This window comes from Achromobacter sp. FW305-C-28 (assembly GCF_058783235.1).
In genome coordinates this window covers 166591-188603 of sequence record NZ_JBYSYL010000011.1, presented here as the reverse complement: position 1 = coordinate 188603, position 22013 = coordinate 166591, and the positions used below count along the sequence as shown (strand labels likewise).

Below are 22013 nucleotides of genomic sequence, written 5' to 3'. Positions count from 1 at the left end.
GTTTCTTGAGAGGGAGCCGAAGGCGGACGACGATGACGAAGGGGAAGTCCGGAGCGAAGGCTCCGGACCGCAATCGTGGGCGCCCACTCCGCATGCCACCCCCGCCAGGGGCGACCTACGAAGAAACCCGCCGCAACAACCCCTCCAGCCTACTCAGAAGCAGAAGCAGAAATGCTCACCTCTCCCACATACCGACAATCCAACTCCAGAGACAACTCATCCATCCCCAGAATCTCAACCTCCACAGCCGTCCCCCGCTCCAACTCAGGCATCCCGCCAATCCGAGTCACCAACGGACAATTCGCAAACCGGATCAAATCCTCGCGCAGCACATGCGCCACCGTCCGCGTAATGTGGTTCTGCTTCAGCCAGCGCAGGCACCAGTAGCGTTCCATCGCGCTCTGGAACTCCGCCCACGCCGCATACTGCGCATCGAACGCCCCGATGATCGCGAACAGGTCTGCGTCGCGCGGCTTGAATGGGGCCACCAGGCGGGCCGATACCCCGTGCTCCACCGCGGCAATCAGCTGCCATTGGTTCACCAGGTCCACATAGCGGCGCAGCGGCGACGTGCTCCACGCGTATTGGGGGACCCCGATCGCTTCGTGCGGCAGCGCCTGCGTGCTCATGCGCACCCGGCCGGCCTGCTGCGAACGGTAGATCCCCGGCACCCCGTGCTGGTTCAGCAGGCCGCCCCACAGATTGTTCGCCAGGATCATGTATTCGGCCACCATCCGGTCCAGCGGCGCATTGCGCTGGCGCGGCACCAGGCGCACCGGCGTGTCCGGGTCGTCCGGGTTGCCGTCCAGATAGAAGCTGTATTCCACCCGCGAATTGTTTTCCGGCTTGCCGCGCACGTTTTCGCGTTGCGCCGACAGCGCCTGCGCCAGCTTCCACAGCGGGCGCAGCCAGTGGCCGTACGGCAGGTCTGCCGCCGGGTCGGATAGGCTTTCTTCCGTGACTTGCGTGTCCAGCATGTTGTGGCGCAGGTTCTCGCGCACCACCACGCGTTCCAGGCGGGTCTCGGATTCAATCACCTCGCCCGTTTCCGGGTTGGCCGTCACGTACAGCGACAGCACCGGCACCTCGCGGCCCGCGTCCAGCGAGAACGCGCGGATCACGTTGTCCGGCTGCATCGGGATCTTGTCGCCCGGCATGTACACCGTCGACAGGCGCGCGCGCGCCAGCTTGTCGAACTCGCTGTCGCGGGTGACCGACAGGCCGGGGGCCGCCACGTGCACGCCGACTCGCAGATTGCCGTCCGGAAGCGTCGACACCGACAGCGCGTCGTCGATTTCCGTCGTGGTCACGTCGTCCACCGAATAGATCTCGGCGTCGGACAGCGGCAGCTCGCGGTCGATCGGCGGCAGTTCGAGGTCGGGGAAGGCCAGGCCTCGTGGGAAATTCACCGCCAGGAAGCGGCGCTTGTGCAGCGCCAGCGCGTGCGGCCACGCGCCCAGTTCCAGCAGCAGGCGGTCCGGGCTCTTGCCCAGCTTGGCGCAGGCGGCGTCCAGCGCCTTCCATTGTTGCGAATTCTTGTCCGGGCGGATCAGCAGAGACTCGGCGGCCTGGGCGATCGGCTCGGGCAGGCGGCCCGCGGCCATTTCGTCGACCCATTCCTGCTGCTGCTCGGCCTGGCGCTGCTTCTTGTCCAGCGCGGCCAGCGCGGCGGCCAGGATGTCGGGCGGGGCGGGGCGGTAGCGGCCCTTGCCGCGGCGGTGGAAATAGGCCGGTGCGCCGTGCAGGCGCATCAGCAGCGCGGCCTGCTCGACGGGCGTGGGGGCGTGGCCGAAATAGTCCGCCGCCAGCGTGGGCGTGTCGAACTCTTCCTGCGGCGCGCATTCCCACAGGAATTGCAGGTCCAGGGTCTCGGCGGTCGCGGCCGCCTGGCTCATCAGCGCTGCCGGTTCGGGCGCGGCGAAGTTGAACAGGGTGTTGGCGCGCTTGATCTTGCTGCGCTTGCCCGACTCCGACTCCACCTGCAGGCTGGCGTCGGTTTCAGACAGGATATGGCCGGCCTTGAAGCTGCCGTCGTCTTCGTAAAACACATACATGGTGAGGGTCGTCCTGGGCGGCGCGCACGCGCCGCCTTGCGCAGCTATATATAGCGTGTTGAGTACAGGGGATTATCTGGGGCCATTCGGCCGGGGGCCAAGGGCGAAATCAAGCACCTCGGGCAGCCAGGTGGCGAAGTCGGACAAACCGTGGTCGCTGCCTTGCACGATACGCTGGCGGCAACCCGCGTAGCGATCGCGCATTTCTTGCCAATCCAGCACCTCGTCGCCCGTGGCCGCCACCAGGAAGTAGCGGTCCGGCCGGGTGATGCGAGGTACGTGCAGGGCGGCCAGTTCGTCGACATAGGCGGGCAGGAACACGAACGGCGCGTCGGAATGATACATGCGGTGCTCGCCCACCTGGGTCGCCAGGTCGCGCGCGGCCTCGACGGCGGGGTTCAGCAGCACGGCCTTGCAGCCCAGTTGTTCGGCCAGCCAGGTGGCGTAGAACCCGCCCAGCGACGAGCCCACCACGGTCAGTGCCAGGGGATCGGTTGCCCGGGCCAATTGGCGGCGGGCGATGTCCAGCGCCAGCTCGGCGGCTTCGCGCGGGCTGGCCGGCAGTTGCGGGCAGGCCCAGTCCGCTGCCAGGCCGCGTTCGGCCATGGCGTCGGCCATCATGCGGGCCTTGAACGAGGTCGGCGACGAACGGAAACCGTGCAGATAGAGAATCATGTCGTGCCTTTCGGTAGCCGGGGGGCTCAGCCACGCGGCTCCAGGGCGGCGAGCAGCTTGCCGTGAATGCCGCCGAATCCGCCGTTGCTCATGACCAGCACCTGGTCACCGGGCCGGGCGGCCTGCGCCACGGCCGCCACCAGGGCGTCGATGTCATCGTAACTGGAAGCGCGCTCGCCCAGGGGCGCCAGCACTTCAGCCGGGTTCCAGCCCAGGGCATGCTTACCGGCGCGGGCGCCGAAGCAGAACACCAGGTCGGCGTCGGCCAGCGATTCGGGCAGGCGTGCCGCCATGGCACCTAGCTTCATGGTGTTGGAACGGGGTTCCAGCACGGCCAGGATGCGGGCCGATCCCACCTGGCGGCGCAGGCCTTCCAGGGTGGTGGCGATGGCGGTGGGATGGTGCGCGAAATCGTCGTAGACCTTGACGCCGTTGACCGTGCCGCGCAGTTCCATGCGGCGCTTGACCCCGCCAAAGCGGCCCAGCGCCTCGATGCCTTGGGCGGGCGGCACGCCGATATGCTCGGCCGCGGCCAGCGCCGCCAGCGCGTTCATGCGGTTGTGCTCGCCGGTCAGCGCCCAGCGCACGGTGCCCAGGACGGCGCTGCCGTGCAACACCTCGAAGGCGCCGTCCGCATCGGGGGCGCCGGCCTGCCAGGCGCCATCGGGGCCGAACGTGACGGTTTCCGACCAGCATCCGCGCGCAATCACGCGATCCAGCGCGTCGGAACGGGCCGGGCGCAAGATGCGTCCCGACGCCGGAATCGTACGCACCAGGTGATGGAATTGGGTCTCGATGGCCGCCAGATCCGGGAAGATGTCGGCGTGATCGTATTCCAGGTTGTTCAGGATGGCCGTGCGGGGGCGGTAATGCACGAACTTGGACCGCTTGTCGAAGAACGCGGTGTCGTATTCGTCCGCCTCGATCACGAAGGGGCGGCGCGCCGGGTCGTAGCGGGCCGATACCTGCAGGTCCGGGGCCACGCCGCCGATCAGGAAGTTGGGCGCCAGGCCCGCGGCTTCCAGGATCCAGGCCAGCATCGAGCTGGTGGTGGTCTTGCCGTGGGTGCCGGCTACCGCCAGCACGTGCGCGCCGGGCAGGATGTTGTCGCCCAGCCATTGCGGGCCGGACATGTAGCGGGCGCCGGATTCCAGAATGGCTTCCATCAGCGGGTTGCCGCGGCTGACCACGTTGCCGATCACGTACAGGTCGGGCTTGAGCGCCATCTGTTCAGGGCCGAAGCCTTCGATCAGCTCGATCCCCTGTTCGGACAGCTGGGTACTCATCGGCGGGTACACGCCCGCGTCGCAACCGGTGACCTTGTGGCCGGCGGCGCGCGCGATCAACGCCAGGCCGCCCATGAACGTACCGCAGATGCCAAGAATGTGCAGGTGCATTGAAAACTCTCCTGCCCTGCATTGTATATATAGGCAGCGGCCGCATCGGCGCGCTGGGCCGCCCGGCGTGGTTGCGGCGCAAACCGGCCGCAACGGTTATGATCGCGCCATGAATCGACGCCTACTTCTTTCCGCCGGCGTGGCCATAGCCGCCACGGTCGCGGGCGGCTACACGCTTCTGGGCCGCAACAAGCCCCAGCCCGCTCCAGCACCCGCTGCCGACGATCCCGTCGCCGGGCTGATGCAGCTGCAACTGCCCGACCTGAACGGCGCGACCCATTCGCTGGCCGCCTGGAAGGGCCAGCCCATCGTGGTCAATTTCTGGGCAACCTGGTGCGCCCCGTGCGTTAAGGAAATGCCCGAACTCGACGCCTTGCAGAAAAAATATCCGCAAATCCGCTTTGTCGGCATCGGCGTCGATTCCGCCGCCAACATGCAAAAATTTGTCGAGAAAGTACAGGTTTCCTATCCGCTGTGGGTCATCGGGGCAGGTGCCATCGATACCCTGCGTAAACTGGGTAATCCCAGTGGCGGGCTGCCATTTACCATCGTTTTCAATGCAGATGGCAGCATTAACCGGAAAATACTGGGTGAAATCCAGCCCGACGATCTGAATCAAACGCTATCCGGCCTCAAGGCGTAAGTCTGTTGGACAAATAATAGGAATTGGCGTAAAAAGCTGGTTTATCGGCTGTTTTGCCAACAATTGGCAATCCACTCATTGGCAAGCGCATGGCGCAAAACATACTGGTATTGCATGGCCCGAATCTGAACCTGCTAGGCACCCGGGAACCTCACATCTACGGCAGCCTTACGCTGTCCCAGATCAACGAGGGGCTTGAGTTGCTGGCGGGCGAGTTGGGCGCCACGCTGACGGCGTGGCAAGGCAATCACGAAGGTGCGCTGGTTGACCGCATCCAGGCGGCCCGGCAAGACGGCACGGACTTCATCATCATCAACGCGGCGGCATATACGCACACCAGCGTCGCGATCCGCGATGCGCTGGCTGGGGTCGCGATCCCATTTATTGAAGTACATTTGTCCAACCTGTATAAGCGAGAGCCCTTCAGGCATCACTCATATCTGTCCGACTTGGCAGTAGGCCTTATCAGTGGCCTGGGCGCGGACGGCTACGAAGCGGCTCTGCGTTACGCAGTGCGGCACTGATCTCGCACCAACTCACCGCTTTTACATCTTATATGGCGCGAACCCGAACACCGGGACGTGGCCGACACTATCTCGGGAAGCAGCTTCTATGGACCTCCGAAAACTCAAAACCCTGATCGACCTGGTGGCTGAATCGGGTATCGCCGAGCTGGAAATCACCGAAGGCGAAGGCAAGGTTCGCATCGTCAAGTTCTCGCAGACCTTGCAGCCGGTGGCCTACCACCAGCCCGAAGCCGGCGTGCACGCCGCGCCGGTGGCTGCCGCCGCCCCGGCCGCCGCGGCGCCGGCTGCCGAAGCCGCCCCGGTGATCCAGGGCCATGTGGTCAAGGCGCCCATGGTCGGCACCTTCTACCGCTCGCCGAACCCGGGCGCCGCGCCCTTCATCGACGTGGGTTCCACCGTCAAGGAAGGCGACCCCCTCTGCATCATTGAAGCCATGAAGCTGCTCAATGAAATCGAAGCCGACAAGTCCGGCGTCATCAAAGAAATCCTGGTCGAAAACGGTGAGCCCGTCGAGTACGGTCAACCCCTGTTCGTCATTGGCTGATAGCTGAAAATGTTCGAAAAAATCCTGATCGCCAATCGGGGCGAAATCGCCCTGCGCATTCAGCGCGCTTGCCGCGAGCTGGGCATCAAAACCGTGGTGGTGCACTCCGAGGCCGACCGCGAAGCCAAGTACGTGCGCCTGGCCGATGAATCCGTGTGCATCGGGCCTGCGCCGTCTCGCGACAGCTACCTGAACATGCCCGCCATCATTTCGGCGGCCGAAGTCACGGATTCCGAGGCCATCCACCCGGGTTACGGGTTCTTGTCCGAAAATGCCGACTTCGCCGATCGCGTCGAAAAGAGCGGCTTCGTGTTCATCGGTCCGCGCCCCGACACCATTCGCCTGATGGGCGACAAGGTCAGCGCCAAGCGCGCCATGATCGAAGCCGGCGTGCCGGTGGTGCCGGGTTCCGAGGGCGCGTTGCCCGACGATCCGCAGGAAATCATCCGCACCGCGCGCGAAGTGGGCTACCCGGTCATCATCAAGGCCGCCGGTGGCGGTGGTGGCCGCGGCATGCGCGTGGTGTACACCGAGGCCGCGCTGCTGAACGCCGTCACCATGACGCGTTCGGAAGCGGGCGCCGCGTTCAACAACCCCGAAGTCTATATGGAGAAGTTCCTCGAGAACCCGCGCCATGTGGAAATCCAGGTGCTGGCCGACGGCGGACGCAACGCCGTGTGGCTGGGCGAACGCGACTGCTCCATGCAGCGCCGCCACCAGAAGGTCATCGAAGAAGCGCCGGCCCCGGGCATCGCCCGCCGCCTGATCGAGCGCATCGGCGACCGCTGCGCCGACGCCTGCCGCAAGATGGGCTACCGCGGCGCCGGCACGTTCGAATTCCTGTATGAAAACGGCGAGTTCTATTTCATCGAAATGAACACCCGCATCCAGGTCGAACACCCGGTCACCGAACTGATCACCGGCATCGACCTGGTGCAGCAGCAGATCCTGATCGCCGCCGGCGAGAAGTTCACGCTGCGCCAGCGCGACATCGTCTTCAAGGGCCATGCGATCGAATGCCGCATCAACGCCGAAGATCCGTTCCGCTTCGTGCCCAGCCCCGGTCGCATCACCAACTGGCACACCCCGGGCGGCCCGGGCGTGCGCATCGATTCGCACGCGTTCAACGGCTATTTCGTGCCGCCGAACTATGATTCGATGATCGCCAAGGTCATTACCTACGGCGATACGCGCGACCAGGCGCTGGCCCGCATGCGCACGGCGCTGTCGGAAATGGTGGTGGAAGGCATTTCCACCAACATCCCGCTGCACCGCGAGCTGCTGCAGGATGCCCGCTTCGTCGAAGGCGGCACCAGCATCCACTATCTGGAAAACAAGCTGGCGCAGCGTCCCTGACCAGCCGAAGGGGCCTCGCGCCCCTTTTTTACCGCCTTGAACAAGGCGTTGCCTTAACCGGCTGACCGGGCCGCGGCTTTTGCCGCGGCCCGTTGGCCAGATGGAAGAATCATCATGCGTGAACTCGTGCTCCACTGCCAGGAGGCGCAAGCCGAGGCCCTGTCCGACGCGCTGCTCGAAGCCGGCGTGCTGTCGGTGTCCGTCGAAGATGCCGACCTGGGCACCGACGACGAGCGGCCCCTGTTCGGCGAGCCGGGCACCGAGCCCGACGTGCAGGCCTGGGAGCGCAACCGCGTCGTGGCCTTGCTGCCCGACGGAGCCGATCCCGCGCAGATCATGGAAGAAGCCGCCTCCGCGGCTGAATTGGACCCGGCGCTGTTCGCCGGCTGGAGCCTGCGCGACGTGCCGGACGCCGACTGGGTGCGCCTGACGCAATCGCAATTCGGCCCGATCCACATCGCCGAACGCCTCTGGATCGTACCCAGCTGGCACCGCGACAGCCCGGAGGTGCCGGGGCTGCAAACGCCTGCCGCCGACGACGGCGCCATCCATATCGAACTCGATCCGGGCCTGGCCTTCGGCACGGGCAGCCATCCCACCACGCACCTGTGCCTGGCCTGGCTGGAAGCCGAACTGCCGCGCGGCGCGACCGTGCTGGATTACGGCTGCGGCTCGGGCATCCTGGCCATCGCCGCGCGCAAGCTCGGCGCCGGCCCCACGCAGGCGGTCGACATCGACGCGCAGGCCGTGCAAAGCACGGTCTTCAACGCCGACGTCAACCACGTCCAATTGCAGGCCATGTTGCCCGACGGCCTGGCCGACGGCACCTTCGAGGTGGTGGTCGCCAACATCCTGTCCAACCCGCTCAAGGTGCTGGCGCCGATGCTGGCCGGCCGCGTCGCCGCGGGTGGCCATCTGGTGCTGTCCGGCGTGCTGGAACGCCAGGCCGAAGAAGTGGCCGCCGCCTACGCGCCCTGGATCGCCATGTCGGTCTGGCGCGCCCGCGACGGCTGGGTCTGCCTGCACGGCCAGAAGGCCTGAGCCGGGCTGCGCCGGATCGCACCATGGCCCTGACTACCCGCTGCCCGCAATGCGGCACGTCGTTCAAGGTCGTGCCCGACCAACTGCGCGTGCGTAACGGCCTGGTCCGTTGCGGCGCCTGCGCCACGGTGTTCGATGGCCGCGCCTGCCTGTTGCCCGAATCGGGCGCGGCGCCAGCGGATGTGTCCGCCGTCACGCCGCCTCAACCTGCGGGGGCCACGCCCTCGGTGACCGTGCCTGCCATGGCGGTGCCGTCGGCACCGGCGCCGTTCTCGGCCAACGCTGTCGTCGCACCGGTCTTGGCGACCCCCGTCGCGCCGCCGCCCCTGGCACGCGCCGACGAGGCGCCCGTGGTGCAACGGCCGTCCACCGAACCTGCGCCGCCGCCCGCCGTGCTGCGCGGTCGCGACGACATTCGCCGCCGCATCGAACCCGACGCCGTCCTGGCGGAAGAGGGCGATGACGACGAAGACGAAAACGAAGACCTGGACCGGTACGACGAGGCGCCCGCGCCGCGCTGGCAGGAACCGGCTGCGCCGCCCTGGCGGGACGAGCCCATCGTGGCGGTTCGCGACAATCCGCCCGCCGCGCGTTGGCATGCCCCGCGCAGTCCGACGCCCGCCGAACCGGTTTTCGTGGTGCGTGATGACGCGCGCGATGACCTGCGTGATGATCCGCATGATGACCCCGCCATCGACGCCGACCTCGACGCGCAAGACGATCCGGATGCCGACCCGCGCGAGCCGATTCTGGGCGACGCGCGTACCCGCTATTCCAGCGCCACCGACGTCGGCCGCGCGCCGCCCGAATTCCTCGACCAGGATCGGCAGGAGCGCCGCGGCCTCATGCGCAAGGTCTGGGGCTACGCCTGCGTGGCCGGCCTGATCTTGCTGGGCCTGCAACTGCTGTACGTGTATCGCGTCGACATCGCCAATTCCGTGCCCGTGCTGCGGCCGGCGCTCGAAGCTGTCTGCAAGCCCATGGGTTGCACGGTCGGCTACGCCCGCCGCCTCGAACGCATCGCAATCTCTTCATCGTCGTTGCAGCCGCCCACCGGCGCCGCTGCCATCGACGACGGCCGCACGCGGCTGGTGCTGAACCTGGTGCTGCGCAATCGCTACGACAAGCCGCAGCATTGGCCTGCGCTGGTGCTGGACCTGACCGACCTGTCGGACACGGTGGTGGTGCGCCGCGTGCTCATGCCCGAGAACTACCTGACGCCCGAGCAGTTGCAAGGTCCTTTCGGGCCGGCGGGCGAACTCAAGATTTCCGTGCCGATTGAAGTGACCGGTGTTCAAGTCAACGGCTATCAACTCGATAAATTCTTTCCGTAAAGGATGACATTCATGGCGACCCCTGTTCTGGTCTGCGGTTCGATGGCGTTCGACACCATCGCGGTGTTCGAAGGCCGCTTCAAAGAGCACATCCTGGCCGACCGCATCCAATCCCTGAGCGTCTCGTTCCTGGTGCCCAGCATGCGCAAGGAATACGGCGGTTGCTCGGGCAACATCGCCTACAACATGAATCTGCTGGGCGGCAAGCCGGTACCGGTGGCCACCGTGGGCGAAGACGCCGGTGAATACCTGGAACGCCTGACGGGCCTGGGCATCGACGTCAGCCGCGTCAAGGTCGTGAAGGACACCTTCACCGCCCAGTGCTTCATCACCACCGACCTGGACGACAACCAGATCACCGCCTTCCACCCGGGCGCCATGTCGTTCTCGGCCACCAACGACCTGAGCGACGCCGACGCGGCCTGGGGCATCGTGGCCCCGGACGCCAAGGAAGGCATGTTCGCCCACGCGGAACGCCTGCACAAGCGCGGCATTCCGTTCATTTTCGACCTGGGCCAGGCGATGCCGCTGTTCGATGGCGCCGATCTGGAACGCATGCTGGGCCTGGCACAGGCGCTGACCGTCAACGACTACGAAGCCGGCGTGGTGGAACAACGCACGGGCCGCAGCATGGCCGACATCGCCACCAAGCTGCAGGCTGTCGTCGTCACGCGCGGCGCCGAAGGCGCCACGCTGCTGACCGAAGGCAAGACCATCCAGATCGCGCCGGTGCGCGCCACCCAGGTGGTCGATCCCACCGGCTGCGGCGATGCGCAGCGCGGCGGCCTGCTCTATGGCCTGACCAGCGGCTGGAGCTGGGAAGACAGCTGCCGCCTGGGCAACGTCATGGGCGCCATCAAGATCGCTTCGCGCGGTCCGCAGAACCATGCGCCGTCGCGCGCTGAAATCGACGCCGTGCTGCACGCCACCTACGGCATTCACCTGCCGGTCTGAACGTCGTTTCAACGGGCTCGGGCGGCTTCGGGAACCTGAGCGCGCCTGCACGGTCGAATAGCCGTCAAGTCACCCGGCCGCCGCGGCATTTTTCCGCCGCGGCCGGTTTCGCAAGCGGCTTTTCCGCCCGTGGCGGTGCGTTTCAGTGTGTTGCACGTTAGGTTTTCGCCCTGTTTGGGCGGAGTATGATCAGTTCGTCGGCAGTGCCCGAACGAGGAGTCCAAATGAACCAAAGCAAAACCCTTTCCCTGTTGACGCCACGTACTGGCCGGTGGCTGGCCGTGGCTGCTGTCGTGACCTCGATGGCTGTCTTGGGCGGTTGCGCCAATCCCAGCGCCTCCAGCGGCGTCTATAGCTACGATCAGGCCCAGCGCGAACAGATCGTCCGCACGGGCACGGTCACGGGCGTGCGCCCGATCGTCATCCAGAACGACAAATCCAGCGGTGTCGGCATGCTTGCCGGCGGTGCGCTGGGCGGCGTGGCTGGCAACGCGGTCGGCGGCGGCACGGGCCGCACCATCGCCACCGTCGGCGGCGCCATCCTGGGCGCCCTGGCAGGCAATGCAGTGGAAAACCGCGTCGGCAAGAATTCCGGCTACGAAATCACGGTGCGCCTGGATAACGGCGAAACCCGCGTCGTGGCCCAGGAAGCCGACGTGCCGATCAGCGTCGGCCAGCGCGTCCAGGTCATCAGCGGCGCCGGCCCGACCCGCGTCACGCCGATGTAAGCCTGTTGGCATGCCTCTGGCAGTAAAAAGCCCGCGCAAGCGGGCTTTTTTTCGTCTCGACGGCCTGTTCGGTAATCGGTCGCTTATTTAGCCCCTGGTCAGGAAGGTAAGAATCTGTCGCTCCGCTGCAACGCAGCACCCGGTATTTACCCGCAGGCGTAACGTTTACGAGCCTTTTATAGCGAATTGGTCTGTAAGTTTCATGGCGATTCAACGTTTGAAGTGCCATGATTGCACCCGTGAGCGATCTCGACGCGCAATTTTCATGTAACCAAGTGCGTCGACAAGTCGGTCCAAGTGGCGGTAGAAGTCAGTCGATTTTCAACCGTTTTTTTGTATACTCGCCGTCCTATATCTCGGGGCGGGGAATATTTTGCCGACGAGGCAACGCGTAACGCCGCACTTATTTATGCATACCGAGCAAGAACTCCACACCAAGATCGGCGAGATCGTCGAGTCGATCGTCCTGAAGAAAGTCACTCCCGACACTCAACTGATTGCCACCGGCCTGGTCGACTCGCTCGCCGCCGTGGACATCACGCTGGCGGTCGAGGCGGAGTACGGCTGCAGCATTCCGGCTCCCGAGATCGCAGAGCACCTGCAGTCGGTCCGCACGCTCGCCGGCTATGTCGCTGCCAATCTTTCGTAATACCCGCCTGCTTTCCCACGTTGCGGCCGCCACCACGGCGGTGGCCCTGGCGTACGGAGCCTACTGCGGCGCGGATGACCTGCTGACCCGCATCGTCCACCCGGTATCGACGGTGGCGTCGGACAAAAGCAACTATCTGCCCAATCTGGGGCCGGATTGGGGCACGCAGCACGTCAACCTGACCCGGCTGGGCAACGCGCTCAGCGACGGTACGCTGGTGGTGCTGGGGTCGTCCGAATTGTCCAGCCACGACCTGCGTTTCGTGCCTTATCGCTTCTTCCCCGAAGAGCTCAAGGTGCCGACGCTGGCCTATGGCCACGCCATGTTCCAGTCCTACGGCATCGTCAGCGTGCTGGAATCGGTGGCGGATTCGCTCACACCCAACACGCGGCTGGTCATCATGGTGTCGCCGGCCTGGTTCGCCTCGGGCGGGCAGCTGCCACGCAGCGCGTTTGCCGAACACGTGACCGGCCCGGTCTGGGACCGCCTCTGGGAAAAGCCCAGCACGCGCGAGCAGATGCAGAACTGGATCACCGACAACGCCAATTGGGGCTTGTTGTGGCTGATCGCCAATGGCCAGGTCGCCGAGCTGAAAGACAAGGTGTCGCTGTGGTGGAACGCGCGCAAGGAACCCGCGCCCGATCGCCCGCGCAGCAAGCTGTCGGTCCCGGCGCACCGTTTCGTGTCATGGCCATCGTCGGCGCGGCTGAATTCCGGGCAGTGGTCGCGCCTGACGCATGAGGCGCGCGAGGTCGAGCACCAACTGGGCAGCAACAATCCCTACGACGTGCGCGACGATTACTACAAGCAGTACCTGGCGTCGCTGTATTCGCCGGCTCGCAACGAGTTTGCCAACGTCGATCCCATCACCCGCACCGAGCTGGGCGACCTGTCGCGCGTCATGGCCTTGCTGCAAAAGCGCAAGGTCAAGGCCTACTTCGTGATCCAGCCGTTCAACCCCAAGCTCATCCTCGACGTCGAACGCTTCGACCCGGTGGTGGCCGCCATTACCGGCATGTGCACGCGCTACCAGATGGGTTGCCTGGACCTGTACAGCATTCCCTTCGAACCCGGCATGGTGCGTGATGACATGCATTTGGCCGAGCTCGGTTGGGCGATGGCGGACCAAGGCATTGCGGAGTACTTTTCCCGATGAAACTCTTTTGTAAAGCCGATCCGGCTGCCGGCGACGGCGCCCAGGATCAAGGCGCCCGCAAGTCGGGCATGGCATGGGGCCGGCGTTTCTTCTGGCATCTGTGCCTGTATGTCGGGGTGATCCTGGTGTTCGTGCTGCAAGCGCAGCCCACCACGGGTAGCGGCGGACCTATCAAGGTCGAATTCCAATACCAACAGTTCTGACCGCAGCATGGAATTGTTCGCAAGCTTGAGCTTTTTCGGCGGCGCCCTGTGCGGCGGGCTGGGTCTTTTGGCCTACCGCTCTTTCGGCATGCCGCTGCGCATCGGCTATCGCCACATCATCGGCGTGATCTGCCTGGGCGTCTGGATGGCGGTGTTCTGGGCGCGGCCCTACCAGCCGCTGGCGCTGCTGGCCATTTCGGGTACGGCGTTGTGGGCCGTACGGCGCAACTACATCCCCACCTGGCTGGCCGTCATCATCACCATGACGCCGCTGCTGCTGGTCAAGACCGGGGTATCGCACCTGGGCGCCATGCTGGGGCTGTCGTTCGCCACCTTCCGCGCCATCGACGTGCTGCTGTTTGCCCAGCGCAACGAACGCATCTCGCCGCTCGACTATTTCATCTACCTGTTCTTCCCGCTGACGCTGTTGGCCGGGCCGATGTACCGCTGGCGCAGTTTCCAGGCCGATTTGAAACGCGGTTATGAAGGCGTCAATCTCAATACCTGGCTGACCGGCCTGGAATTGATCATGCTGGGCGTGATCCAGAAATTCGGCCTGGCCGAACTGATCTGGCGCTACGGTTTGGCGACGCTGGATGCGCACGATTATTCGTTCACCGGCGTGGCGCTCAACGCCTCGCTTTACAGCGCCTACCTGTTCTTCGATTTCGCCGGCTATTCCACCATGGCCATCGGTATCGGCATGCTGTTCGGCTTCACGCTGCCGATCAACTTCCGCAACCCGCTGGCCACGCTCAATCCGCAGGACTTCTGGCGCCGTTGGCACATCAGCCTGTCCGAGTGGCTGCGTGACGTCGTGTTCATGCCGATCTACAAGGCGCTGAGCAAGACGCCGTTCTTCGCGCGCCACCGCATGGCAGCGCAGAACATCGGCATCTTTGCCACGCTGCTGGCCATGGGCGTCTGGAACGGGCTGTCGGTGCACTACATCGTCAGCGGCCTGATGTTCGGGGCGTATTCGGTGGGCCACAACCTGCTGATCAACGCCGCCCGCACGCGGCCGGCGCTGCAGGCCACGCTGGCGCGTCCCGTCATGCGCTTTCTCGGGCGCGTTCTCACCCTGATTCTCGCTGCCCTCGCGCTGTACGTGTTCAGCGGCCGCAGCCCCATCTGACGCCCGGAGTTTCGGCATGCGTTTCGACCTGAAGACCTTCCAGTTCGTTGACTCCGCTCGCTCGCCCGACGCGCTGGCGGTGGTCGCGGCCGACCGCAGCCTGACCTGGGCGCAGTTGCGCGATGAAGCCGTGGCGTGGGCCGACCAGGCCCGCGAGCACGGCGCGGCCCCCGACGTGCCCGTGGCCATCTACGGACACAAAGAGGCCTCTTTCTTCGTCGCCATGGTAGGCGCTTTGCTGATCGGCGCGCCGTTCGTGCCGGTCGACACCATCTATCCGCCCGAACGCCTGCGCCGCATCGTCGAGATCGTGCGCGCCGCCGCGGTGTACGACACCGCGGCCCGGGGCTTCGAACCGGGTGACGGCGCCGAGCTGGCCGAACGCGGCCTGGCCTATGTCATGTTCACGTCCGGCAGCACGGGCGACCCCAAGGGCGTGCAGATCGGCCGCGAAAGCGTCGGGCTGCTGGGCGACTGGATGCTGGGCAGTTTCGGCCTGGGTGATGCGCCGGTGTTCATGAACCAGGCGCCGTTCAGCTTCGACCTGTCCATGTATGAAGTGTTCGCCACGCTGGCCGCTGGCGGCACCTGCGTGCTGAATTCGCGCGAGCAGATCGGCGCGGCGGCCACCTGGATGCCGCGGCTGGCGGCCAATGGCATCACGGTGTGGGTGTCGACGCCGTCGTTTGCGCACCAGCAACTGGCCAACCGCGATTTCTCACCGGCCACCTTGCCCACGCTGCGCACCTTCCTGTTCTGCGGCGAGCCTTTGCCCGCGGCGCTGGCAAAGAAGCTGCGCCAGCGGTTCCCGGATGCCGTGATCCTGAATACTTACGGCCCGACCGAAGCCACCGTGGCCACCACCTGGATCGACATCAACGACGCCGTGCTGGCGGCCCACGATCCGCTGCCGGTGGGCTACGCCAAGCCCGATTGCGAACTGCGGGTGCAGGACGGCGAGATCTGCATCGTGGGCGACCACGTCATGCGCGGCTACCTGAACCGCCCGGACCTGAACGAGGCCAAGCTGTTCGTGGCCGAAGATGGCCGCCGCGGATTCCGCACGGGCGATCTGGGCCAGATGGAGGCCGACGGGCTGCTGTTCTGCCGCGGCCGCATGGACGACCAGATCAAGCTGAATGGCTACCGTATCGAGCTGGCCGAGATCGACGAAGCCCTGCATGGCCTGCCAGGCGTGGAAGGCGGCGCCTGCGCAGTGCTGCGCCGGCCGGATGGCACGGCAGTGCGCCTGATCGGCTTCGTGGCGGGCGGCGCAACGGGCGAGGCCGATGCGCGCTTTCTGCAGCCGGACGCGCTGTCGGGCTGGAAAGACCGGCTGGCCCAGCGTCTGCCGCCCTACATGGTGCCATCCGAGCTGGTGGCCTGCCCGGCGCTGCCCATGTCGAACAATCACAAGATCGACCGCAAGAAGCTGATCGACATCTACGCCGCGATTCCGGCGTGACGACGAGCGGGCAGGGCGCGAGCCTGCGGCCTGCTCGAATCCAAAAAAAAGCCCAGGCGGAAATGCCTGGGCTTTTTGGTCAGTGCCCGCTGGCGCCTTGCCAGCGGCTGTCTATCGGGTGCGCGTCAGACGCCCACCACGTTGTAGCTCAGGCGGGCCAGCACCATCAGCACGATCTGGGCCACGATCAAGAGTACCAGCGGCGAGAAGTCGATCGAGGTGCGCGGCAGCAGCCGGCGAACCGGGTCCAGCAGCGGCGCGGTCAGGGCCTGTAGCAGCGGCATCATGGGTGCCATCGGGTTGACCCAGGACAGCACCGCCTGGATCAGGGTCAGCCACACGACCAGGTTCAGCGCCCACTTGGCCGCCATGAACACGGCGCCCAGCAGGAACTTGGGCAGCAGCACGGCCGGCAGCAGGGCGCCCAGCGCGACCATCCAGATCAGCACCAGATAGGCCAGCGCCGCCAGCCAGGCGGCCACGATGCTGGTCCAGTCGATCTTGTTGCCGGCGGGAATGATCTTGCGCAGCGGCAGCACCAGCCAGTTGGTGGCCTGGTAGATGACGCGTGCCAGCGGATTGAAGGGGTGCAGTCGTATCGCGTGCATCCAGGCGCGGGCGATCAGGGCCGCGCCGAACAGCGTGAATGCGATTTCGAGCAGGAAGCGAAGGATTTCACCGAGCATGGACGCTATCTACCAAATAAAGACGGCTTTTATTGTCTCACGCCAATGGCGCTACGGTAGTGCCCGGATGACGCGATCGCCGCGGCGGACGGCGCAAAAGGGATGAAGCATCGGGGCAATAAAAAACCGCCTGGCCAGGGCCAGGCGGCTTGAGGTACTGCTACCGATGTGGACCGGTCCGATTACGGACGGCCACCCGTCGGGAACGGCCACGACGCGGCGGGGTTCAGCGCGGTCTTCGCGCCCGGCGCAGCAGCCGTGGACGGCGGCGTAGCGGGCTTCTTCGGAGCGGCTTTCTTCGCAGCGGGCTTCTTGGCAGCGGCGGGCTTCTTGGCAGCAGCCGGCTTGGCAGCGGCAGGCTTTGCAGCAGCGGGCTTCTTGGCAGCCGGAGCCTTCTTGGCTACGACTTTCTTGGCAACCGCCTTCTTGGCAGCGGGGGCCTTCTTGGCAACCGCCTTCTTGGCGACGGCCTTCTTGGCTACCGCTTTCTTGGCGACGACCTTCTTGGCTACCGCTTTCTTGGCGACGGCCTTTTTGGCGACGGCCTTCTTGGCAACCGCCTTCTTGGCGACGACCTTCTTGGCCACTGCCTTCTTGGCTACCGGCTTCTTGGCCGCGACTTTCTTGGCGACGGCCTTCTTGGCTACCGCTTTCTTTGCGACCTTCTTGGCTGCCGGCTTCTTGGCGGCAACCTTCTTCACTGCCGGTTTCTTGGCGGCGACTTTCTTGACTGCTACCTTCTTGACAGCGGCTTTCTTGGCCGGAGCGGCCTTCTTCGCTACTGCCTTCTTGGCGGCGGGCTTCTTCACCGCTTTCTTTACGGCTTTCTTGGCTGTTGCCATGGTCATGCTCCTTAGGTTCAGGGGTCCCAGAACTTAAACCCGTGCCCCGACTCGCCAACAAGGCGAACCGTGCCCGGGCTATTCATCGGCGCATGCCGCTGTTCTGTGCGAGCAACAGCTACTACGGTTTGCGCTAATGAATTCGGCACAGCCATTTGATATGGCCCCCGCTCCTTTGGCGCGAGCCATTTCAAATGGCGCCGGTGGGCAGTCTGATCACAGACCGCCTACCGCTTGTTCTACGTGTTCGAAAACACCCTGACCTGGGAGATCGCCGTCAGGCCTGGCGCGAACGCGACGCTCTTTGAGCGTGCCCGCGCCGGACCTGATGGCGAACTACGTTACTCCCAGCTCAGCGTGCCACCAGTTTGGTATTCGATCACGCGAGTTTCAAAAAAGTTGCGTTCCTTCTTAAGATCGATCATTTCCGCCATCCACGGGAAGGGATTTTCTTCCTGCGGGTACAGCGGTTCGATACCGATTTGCTGGCAACGACGGTTGGCGATGAAGCGCAGGTAGGATTTGAACATGGGTGCGTTCAAGCCCAACACGCCGCGCGGCATCGTGTCTTCGGCGTAAGCGTATTCGAGTTCGACCGCTTTGCGGAAGAGTTCTCGTATTTCTTCGCGGAATTCCGGCGTCCAGAGGTGCGGATTCTCGAGTTTGACGGTGTTGATCAGGTCGATGCCGAAATTGCAGTGCATGGATTCATCGCGCAGGATGTACATGTACTGCTCGGCCGCGCCGGTCATCTTGTTCTGGCGGCCCAGCGCCAGGATCTGCGTAAAGCCAACGTAGAAGAACAGGCCTTCCATCAGGCAAGCGAAGACGATCAGGGACTTGAGCAGCGTCTGGTCGGCTTCGGGCGTGCCCGTCTTGAAGTTGGGGTCCGCGATCGCGTCGATGAACGGGATCAGGAACTCGTCCTTGGCGCGGATGGACGGCACTTCGTTGTAAGCGTTGAAGATCTCCGCTTCGTCCAGGTCCAGGCTTTCGACGATGTATTGATAGGCGTGCGTGTGGATGGCTTCTTCGAAGGCCTGGCGCAGCAGGAACTGGCGGCATTCAGGCGCCGTGATGTGGCGGTAGGTGCCCAGCACGATGTTGTTCGCGGCCAGCGAGTCGGCCGTGACGAAGAAACCCAGGTTGCGCTTGACGATGCGGCGCTCGTCCTCGGTGAGCCCGTTGGGGTTCTTCCAGAGGGCGATGTCGCGCGACATGTTGATTTCTTGCGGCATCCAGTGGTTGGCGCAAGTGGCCAGGTACTTTTCCCAAGCCCACTTGTACTTGAACGGCACCAGCTGGTTGACGTCGGTTTCGCCGTTGATGATGCGCTTGTCTGCAACCTTCACGCGCTGCGAGGTGGCGGCGCCGCTGGCCGCCAGGCCTGCCGCGTGTTCAGGCGCGGCGGGCGTGGGCAGGGCGGTGTCGCCGAACACGCCGGTCGCCGCCCGGACTTCGGGCGCAGCCTGCCCACCCGCCGCGGGTGCGGGGGTTTGTGCAGGTTGCGTGGCGAGGGTGTCGTCTTCCCAATTAATCATGATTCATTCTCCGGAGGCGGTTTATTGGCAGGCTTCGCACTCTTCGAAACCGGGGTCACCCGGCCGCATGGTGCAAACCGCCCCGAGAACTTCGGGTTCCGGCAAAACAGGTGCAGCGGACACGGGGGCGGCGGTGGATTGACCGCCAGCAGTGACGGCGTTCAGTTCGCCGCCGCGTCCCGTGGACTTCTCGGCGCTGGTGGCGCCAAGGGTACGCAGGTAGTAGGTCGTCTTCAGGCCGCGCTTCCAGGCCAGCTTGTAGGTGTCGTCGAGTTTCTTGCCCGATGCGCCGGCCATGTAGATGTTCAGGGACTGTGCCTGGTCGATCCACTTCTGGCGACGCGACGCGCATTCAACCAGCCAGCTCGGTTCGACTTCGAACGCGGTGGCGTAGAGTTCGCGGAGTTCGGAAGGTACGCGATCGATGCGGGACAGGCTGCCGTCGAAGTACTTGAGGTCGGCGACCATGACTTCGTCCCAGAGACCGAGTTTCTTCAGGTCACGCACGAGGTAATCGTTAACGACCGTGAACTCGCCGGAGAGATTCGATTTAACGTACAAGTTCTGGAAAGTAGGTTCGATGCACGCAGATACACCAATGATATTGGAAATAGTCGCGGTTGGGGCGATTGCGATGCAATTGGAGTTGCGCATGCCGTGTTGTTTGATGCGCGCGCGCAACGTATCCCAATCGAGCGTGCTCGATTCATCGACCTCGACATGGCCACCGCGTTCATCACGCAGCATCTTCAACGTGTCTTGCGGCAAGATGCCACGCGACCACAGCGAGCCTTCATACGATTGATAGCGACCGCGCTCTTCAGCCAGCAGGCTCGAGGCCCAGTAGGCGTGATAGCACACCGCTTCCATCGAGCGATCCGCGAATTCAACGGCGTCTTGCGACGCATACGGCACGCGCATCATCTGCAGGCAATCCTGGAAGCCCATGATGCCCATGCCCACCGGACGGTGGCGCGCATTGGAGTTGCGAGCCTTCTCGACGGCGTAGTAGTTGATGTCGATGACGTTGTCGAGCATGCGCATGGCGATGCTGACCGTGCGCTTGATCTTGTCGTGGTCGAGTTCGAAACCGCCGCCGGCAGCCGGCTTCATGTGGGCGACCAGGTTCACGGAACCCAGGTTGCACACCGCGATTTCGGATTCGTTGGTGTTCAGGGTGATCTCGGTGCACAGGTTCGAGCTGTGGACCACGCCGACGTGCTGCTGCGGCGAACGGATGTTGCAAGGATCCTTGAACGTGATCCACGGATGGCCGGTTTCGAACAGCATCGACAGCATCTTGCGCCACAGGTTCAGCGCAGGCATCTTCTTGAACAGCTTCAGTTCGCCGCTGGCAACGCGTGCTTCGTAGCCGATGTAGGCTTCTTCGAATGCGCGGCCGTACTTGTCGTGCAGGTCGGGGCAGTCGGACGGCGAGAACAGCGTCCATTCACCGCCTTCCATGACGCGCTTCATGAACAGGTCGGGAATCCAGTTCGCCGTGTTCATGTCGTGCGTGCGGCGGCGCTCGTCGCCGGTGTTCTTGCGCAGTTCCAGGAATTCTTCGATGTCCAGGTGCCACGATTCCAGGTACGTGCAGACCGCGCCCTTGCGCTTGCCGCCCTGGTTCACCGCCACGGCGGTGTCGTTGACGACCTTCAGGAACGGAACCACGCCCTGGCTTTCGCCGTTGGTGCCCTTGATGTGGCTGCGCAGTGCGCGCACCGGGGTCCAGTCGTTGCCCAGGCCGCCGGCGTACTTGGCCAGCAGTGCGTTTTCCTTGATGGCGTCGTAGATGCCTTCCAGGTCGTCGGAGACGGTGGTCAGGTAGCACGACGACAGCTGCGAGTGCAGGGTGCCCGAGTTGAACAGCGTCGGGGTCGAGCTCATGAAGTCGAACGACGACAGGATTTCATAGAACTCGATCGCGCGGGTTTCGCGGTCGGTTTCGCGCAGCGCCAGGCCCATGGCCACGCGCATGAAGAACACCTGCGGCAGTTCGATGCGGGTGCCGCGGATGTGCAGGAAGTAGCGGTCGTACAGGGTCTGCAGGCCGAGGTAGCCGAATTGCAGGTCGCGCTTGGCGTTCAGCGCCTTGCCCAGCTTGGTCAGGTCATAGCTGGCCAGGTCGGGCGACAGCAGGCCGCCTTCGATGCCGCGGGCGATGAACGTGGGGAAGTACTCGGCGTAGCGAGCGCCCATGCCGTCTTGCGAGACTTCTTCGCCCAGCACTTCCTTGCGGATCGTGTGCAGCAAGAGGCGAGCGGTGACCTGGCTGTAGGCCGGGTCCTTTTCGACCAGCGCGCGCGCCGACAGGATGGCGGACTTGTAGACCTCGTCGACGGGGATGCCGTCGTACAGGTTCTTGACCGTTTCCTTCAGGATGGCTTCCGAATCGATGAATTCGGCCAGGCCCTCGCCAGCGGCGACGATGGTGGCGCGCAGTTCGGCGATGTCCAGCGGACGGCGGACACCCGCGTCCGTGACGTTCAGCACGTGTTCCTGCGGCGCGGCGTCAGCCTTCTGCTGGCCTTCGGCGGCAGCAGCGGCGGCGCGTTCCTGGGTGCGCTTTTCGCGGTAGAGCACATAGGCGCGGGCAACGTCGTGCTGGCCCGAGCGCATCAGGGCCAGTTCGACCTGGTCCTGGATGTCTTCAATATGGAAGGTGCCGCCACCGGGGCGGTTGCGCACCAGCGCGTTGACGGCCTGGGACGTCAGCTGTTCCACCAGTTCGCGCACACGGGCCGAGGCTGCGCCCTGGCCGCCGTTGACGGCCAGGAAGGCCTTGGTCATGGCGATGGCGATCTTGCTGGGTTCGAACCCGACCACCGAGCCATTGCGGCGAATGATGTTGTAGCTGGCCCATTGCCCGCCATTGGCGTCGGCCGGGGAATCGGTTTGAGAGGGCGGCACGGCCGAGGGCCGGGTCACAGAGGCGATCGTAGTCTGCATGGAAGCTCCTGTGCGAAAAGCGCGTAGATAGCGACATGACGACGTCATGTCAGGTACGAAATTGGATCTTATTGAGGGGGTCGCAACGCTTGGACGGACGTATCCGTATGGCGTGGCCGACGAGAATCAGC

At 64.6% G+C, this 22013-nt stretch carries 20 protein-coding genes; 13 read left to right on the top strand and 7 right to left on the bottom strand.

Translation table 11 applies throughout. From position 1 onward, the window contains the following. Positions 1-149: 149 nt before the first annotated feature. The 3 genes from AC3WMR_RS24565 to mpl form a co-directional block, all read right to left on the bottom strand. A complete protein-coding gene (locus AC3WMR_RS24565) occupies positions 150-2054 on the bottom strand; it encodes a ribonuclease catalytic domain-containing protein (RefSeq protein ID WP_492266923.1) in 1905 nt (634 codons plus the stop codon). A 72-nt stretch (positions 2055-2126) separates the two neighbouring features. Further along, positions 2127-2729, bottom strand: coding sequence for a YqiA/YcfP family alpha/beta fold hydrolase (locus AC3WMR_RS24560; RefSeq protein WP_492266922.1), 603 nt, complete (start codon positions 2727-2729; stop codon positions 2127-2129). A 26-nt stretch (positions 2730-2755) separates the two neighbouring features. Then, positions 2756-4126, bottom strand: coding sequence for a UDP-N-acetylmuramate:L-alanyl-gamma-D-glutamyl-meso-diaminopimelate ligase (gene mpl, locus AC3WMR_RS24555; protein WP_492266921.1), 1371 nt, complete (start codon positions 4124-4126; stop codon positions 2756-2758). Between the two features lie 109 nt (positions 4127-4235). Here mpl and AC3WMR_RS24550 point away from each other — a divergent pair, with 109 nt between their 5' ends. The 13 genes from AC3WMR_RS24550 (at position 4236) to AC3WMR_RS24490 (ending at position 15861) form a co-directional block, all read left to right on the top strand. Then, on the top strand, positions 4236-4769 hold the full coding sequence (locus tag AC3WMR_RS24550; protein WP_025137628.1) for a TlpA family protein disulfide reductase: 534 nt from the start codon (positions 4236-4238) through the stop codon (positions 4767-4769). Between the two features lie 89 nt (positions 4770-4858). Continuing rightward, the gene (gene aroQ / locus AC3WMR_RS24545; RefSeq protein ID WP_025137627.1) at positions 4859-5293 is read left to right on the top strand and encodes a type II 3-dehydroquinate dehydratase; all 435 of its coding nucleotides are present in this window, start codon (positions 4859-4861) and stop codon (positions 5291-5293) included. An 88-nt stretch (positions 5294-5381) separates the two neighbouring features. Then, a complete protein-coding gene (accB, locus tag AC3WMR_RS24540) occupies positions 5382-5840 on the top strand; it encodes an acetyl-CoA carboxylase biotin carboxyl carrier protein (RefSeq protein ID WP_025137626.1) in 459 nt (152 codons plus the stop codon). 9 nt (positions 5841-5849) lie between these two features. Beyond that, positions 5850-7196: an acetyl-CoA carboxylase biotin carboxylase subunit gene (gene accC, locus AC3WMR_RS24535; protein ID WP_025137625.1), complete on the top strand. Its 1347-nt coding sequence runs from the start codon at positions 5850-5852 to the stop codon at positions 7194-7196. A 114-nt stretch (positions 7197-7310) separates the two neighbouring features. Beyond that, on the top strand, positions 7311-8237 hold the full coding sequence (gene prmA, locus AC3WMR_RS24530; protein ID WP_492266920.1) for a 50S ribosomal protein L11 methyltransferase: 927 nt from the start codon (positions 7311-7313) through the stop codon (positions 8235-8237). Positions 8238-8260: 23 nt separating this feature from the next. Further along, the gene (locus AC3WMR_RS24525) at positions 8261-9571 is read left to right on the top strand and encodes a DUF3426 domain-containing protein (RefSeq protein WP_492266919.1); all 1311 of its coding nucleotides are present in this window, start codon (positions 8261-8263) and stop codon (positions 9569-9571) included. Between the two features lie 12 nt (positions 9572-9583). Then, the gene (locus AC3WMR_RS24520; protein ID WP_025137622.1) at positions 9584-10525 is read left to right on the top strand and encodes a carbohydrate kinase family protein; all 942 of its coding nucleotides are present in this window, start codon (positions 9584-9586) and stop codon (positions 10523-10525) included. Positions 10526-10749: 224 nt separating this feature from the next. After that, positions 10750-11253 (top strand): outer membrane lipoprotein, encoded by a 504-nt coding sequence (locus AC3WMR_RS24515; protein WP_025137621.1) that lies wholly within the window; start codon positions 10750-10752, stop codon positions 11251-11253. Positions 11254-11662: 409 nt separating this feature from the next. Next, positions 11663-11902, top strand: a complete 240-nt coding sequence (locus tag AC3WMR_RS24510; RefSeq protein ID WP_025137620.1) for an acyl carrier protein — start codon at positions 11663-11665, stop codon at positions 11900-11902. After that, positions 11880-13058 carry a D-alanyl-lipoteichoic acid biosynthesis protein DltD gene (locus AC3WMR_RS24505; protein WP_492266918.1) on the top strand — a complete coding sequence of 393 codons (1179 nt, stop codon included), beginning with the start codon at positions 11880-11882 and terminating at the stop codon, positions 13056-13058. The genes AC3WMR_RS24510 and AC3WMR_RS24505 overlap by 23 nt, the downstream gene beginning before the upstream one ends. After that, positions 13055-13261 carry a hypothetical protein gene (locus AC3WMR_RS24500; protein ID WP_492266924.1) on the top strand — a complete coding sequence of 69 codons (207 nt, stop codon included), beginning with the start codon at positions 13055-13057 and terminating at the stop codon, positions 13259-13261. Before AC3WMR_RS24505 ends, AC3WMR_RS24500 begins: the two co-directional genes overlap by 4 nt. Positions 13262-13268: 7 nt before the next feature. Then, the gene (locus AC3WMR_RS24495) at positions 13269-14396 is read left to right on the top strand and encodes an MBOAT family O-acyltransferase (protein ID WP_492266917.1); all 1128 of its coding nucleotides are present in this window, start codon (positions 13269-13271) and stop codon (positions 14394-14396) included. Positions 14397-14412: 16 nt separating this feature from the next. Beyond that, positions 14413-15861: a D-alanine--poly(phosphoribitol) ligase gene (locus tag AC3WMR_RS24490; protein ID WP_492266916.1), complete on the top strand. Its 1449-nt coding sequence runs from the start codon at positions 14413-14415 to the stop codon at positions 15859-15861. Between the two features lie 125 nt (positions 15862-15986). Here AC3WMR_RS24490 and AC3WMR_RS24485 read toward each other — a convergent pair whose 3' ends face one another. From AC3WMR_RS24485 to AC3WMR_RS24470, 4 genes are all read right to left on the bottom strand, one after another. Further along, the gene (locus tag AC3WMR_RS24485) at positions 15987-16547 is read right to left on the bottom strand and encodes a YggT family protein (RefSeq protein WP_175193401.1); all 561 of its coding nucleotides are present in this window, start codon (positions 16545-16547) and stop codon (positions 15987-15989) included. A gap of 182 nt (positions 16548-16729) precedes the next feature. Continuing rightward, positions 16730-17389, bottom strand: coding sequence for a histone H1-like DNA-binding protein (locus tag AC3WMR_RS24480; RefSeq protein WP_025137614.1), 660 nt, complete (start codon positions 17387-17389; stop codon positions 16730-16732). 341 nt (positions 17390-17730) lie between these two features. Beyond that, positions 17731-18930 (bottom strand): ribonucleotide-diphosphate reductase subunit beta, encoded by a 1200-nt coding sequence (locus tag AC3WMR_RS24475; RefSeq protein WP_492266915.1) that lies wholly within the window; start codon positions 18928-18930, stop codon positions 17731-17733. A 21-nt stretch (positions 18931-18951) separates the two neighbouring features. Beyond that, positions 18952-21882: a ribonucleoside-diphosphate reductase subunit alpha gene (locus AC3WMR_RS24470; RefSeq protein ID WP_492266914.1), complete on the bottom strand. Its 2931-nt coding sequence runs from the start codon at positions 21880-21882 to the stop codon at positions 18952-18954. Positions 21883-22013 lie beyond the last annotated feature (131 nt).

Bases quoted from the DNA above. Each gene is read 5' to 3' on its own strand.
- AC3WMR_RS24565 (WP_492266923.1), bottom strand. From the start codon at position 2,054: ATGTATGTGTTTTACGAAGACGACGGCAGCTTCAAGGCCGGCCATATC.
- AC3WMR_RS24560 (WP_492266922.1), bottom strand. From the start codon at position 2,729: ATGATTCTCTATCTGCACGGTTTCCGTTCGTCGCCGACCTCGTTCAAG.
- mpl (WP_492266921.1), bottom strand. From the start codon at position 4,126: ATGCACCTGCACATTCTTGGCATCTGCGGTACGTTCATGGGCGGCCTG.
- AC3WMR_RS24550 (WP_025137628.1), top strand. From the start codon at position 4,236: ATGAATCGACGCCTACTTCTTTCCGCCGGCGTGGCCATAGCCGCCACG.
- aroQ (WP_025137627.1), top strand. From the start codon at position 4,859: ATGGCGCAAAACATACTGGTATTGCATGGCCCGAATCTGAACCTGCTA.
- accB (WP_025137626.1), top strand. From the start codon at position 5,382: ATGGACCTCCGAAAACTCAAAACCCTGATCGACCTGGTGGCTGAATCG.
- accC (WP_025137625.1), top strand. From the start codon at position 5,850: ATGTTCGAAAAAATCCTGATCGCCAATCGGGGCGAAATCGCCCTGCGC.
- prmA (WP_492266920.1), top strand. From the start codon at position 7,311: ATGCGTGAACTCGTGCTCCACTGCCAGGAGGCGCAAGCCGAGGCCCTG.
- AC3WMR_RS24525 (WP_492266919.1), top strand. From the start codon at position 8,261: ATGGCCCTGACTACCCGCTGCCCGCAATGCGGCACGTCGTTCAAGGTC.
- AC3WMR_RS24520 (WP_025137622.1), top strand. From the start codon at position 9,584: ATGGCGACCCCTGTTCTGGTCTGCGGTTCGATGGCGTTCGACACCATC.
- AC3WMR_RS24515 (WP_025137621.1), top strand. From the start codon at position 10,750: ATGAACCAAAGCAAAACCCTTTCCCTGTTGACGCCACGTACTGGCCGG.
- AC3WMR_RS24510 (WP_025137620.1), top strand. From the start codon at position 11,663: ATGCATACCGAGCAAGAACTCCACACCAAGATCGGCGAGATCGTCGAG.
- AC3WMR_RS24505 (WP_492266918.1), top strand. From the start codon at position 11,880: ATGTCGCTGCCAATCTTTCGTAATACCCGCCTGCTTTCCCACGTTGCG.
- AC3WMR_RS24500 (WP_492266924.1), top strand. From the start codon at position 13,055: ATGAAACTCTTTTGTAAAGCCGATCCGGCTGCCGGCGACGGCGCCCAG.
- AC3WMR_RS24495 (WP_492266917.1), top strand. From the start codon at position 13,269: ATGGAATTGTTCGCAAGCTTGAGCTTTTTCGGCGGCGCCCTGTGCGGC.
- AC3WMR_RS24490 (WP_492266916.1), top strand. From the start codon at position 14,413: ATGCGTTTCGACCTGAAGACCTTCCAGTTCGTTGACTCCGCTCGCTCG.
- AC3WMR_RS24485 (WP_175193401.1), bottom strand. From the start codon at position 16,547: ATGCTCGGTGAAATCCTTCGCTTCCTGCTCGAAATCGCATTCACGCTG.
- AC3WMR_RS24480 (WP_025137614.1), bottom strand. From the start codon at position 17,389: ATGGCAACAGCCAAGAAAGCCGTAAAGAAAGCGGTGAAGAAGCCCGCC.
- AC3WMR_RS24475 (WP_492266915.1), bottom strand. From the start codon at position 18,930: ATGATTAATTGGGAAGACGACACCCTCGCCACGCAACCTGCACAAACC.
- AC3WMR_RS24470 (WP_492266914.1), bottom strand. From the start codon at position 21,882: ATGCAGACTACGATCGCCTCTGTGACCCGGCCCTCGGCCGTGCCGCCC.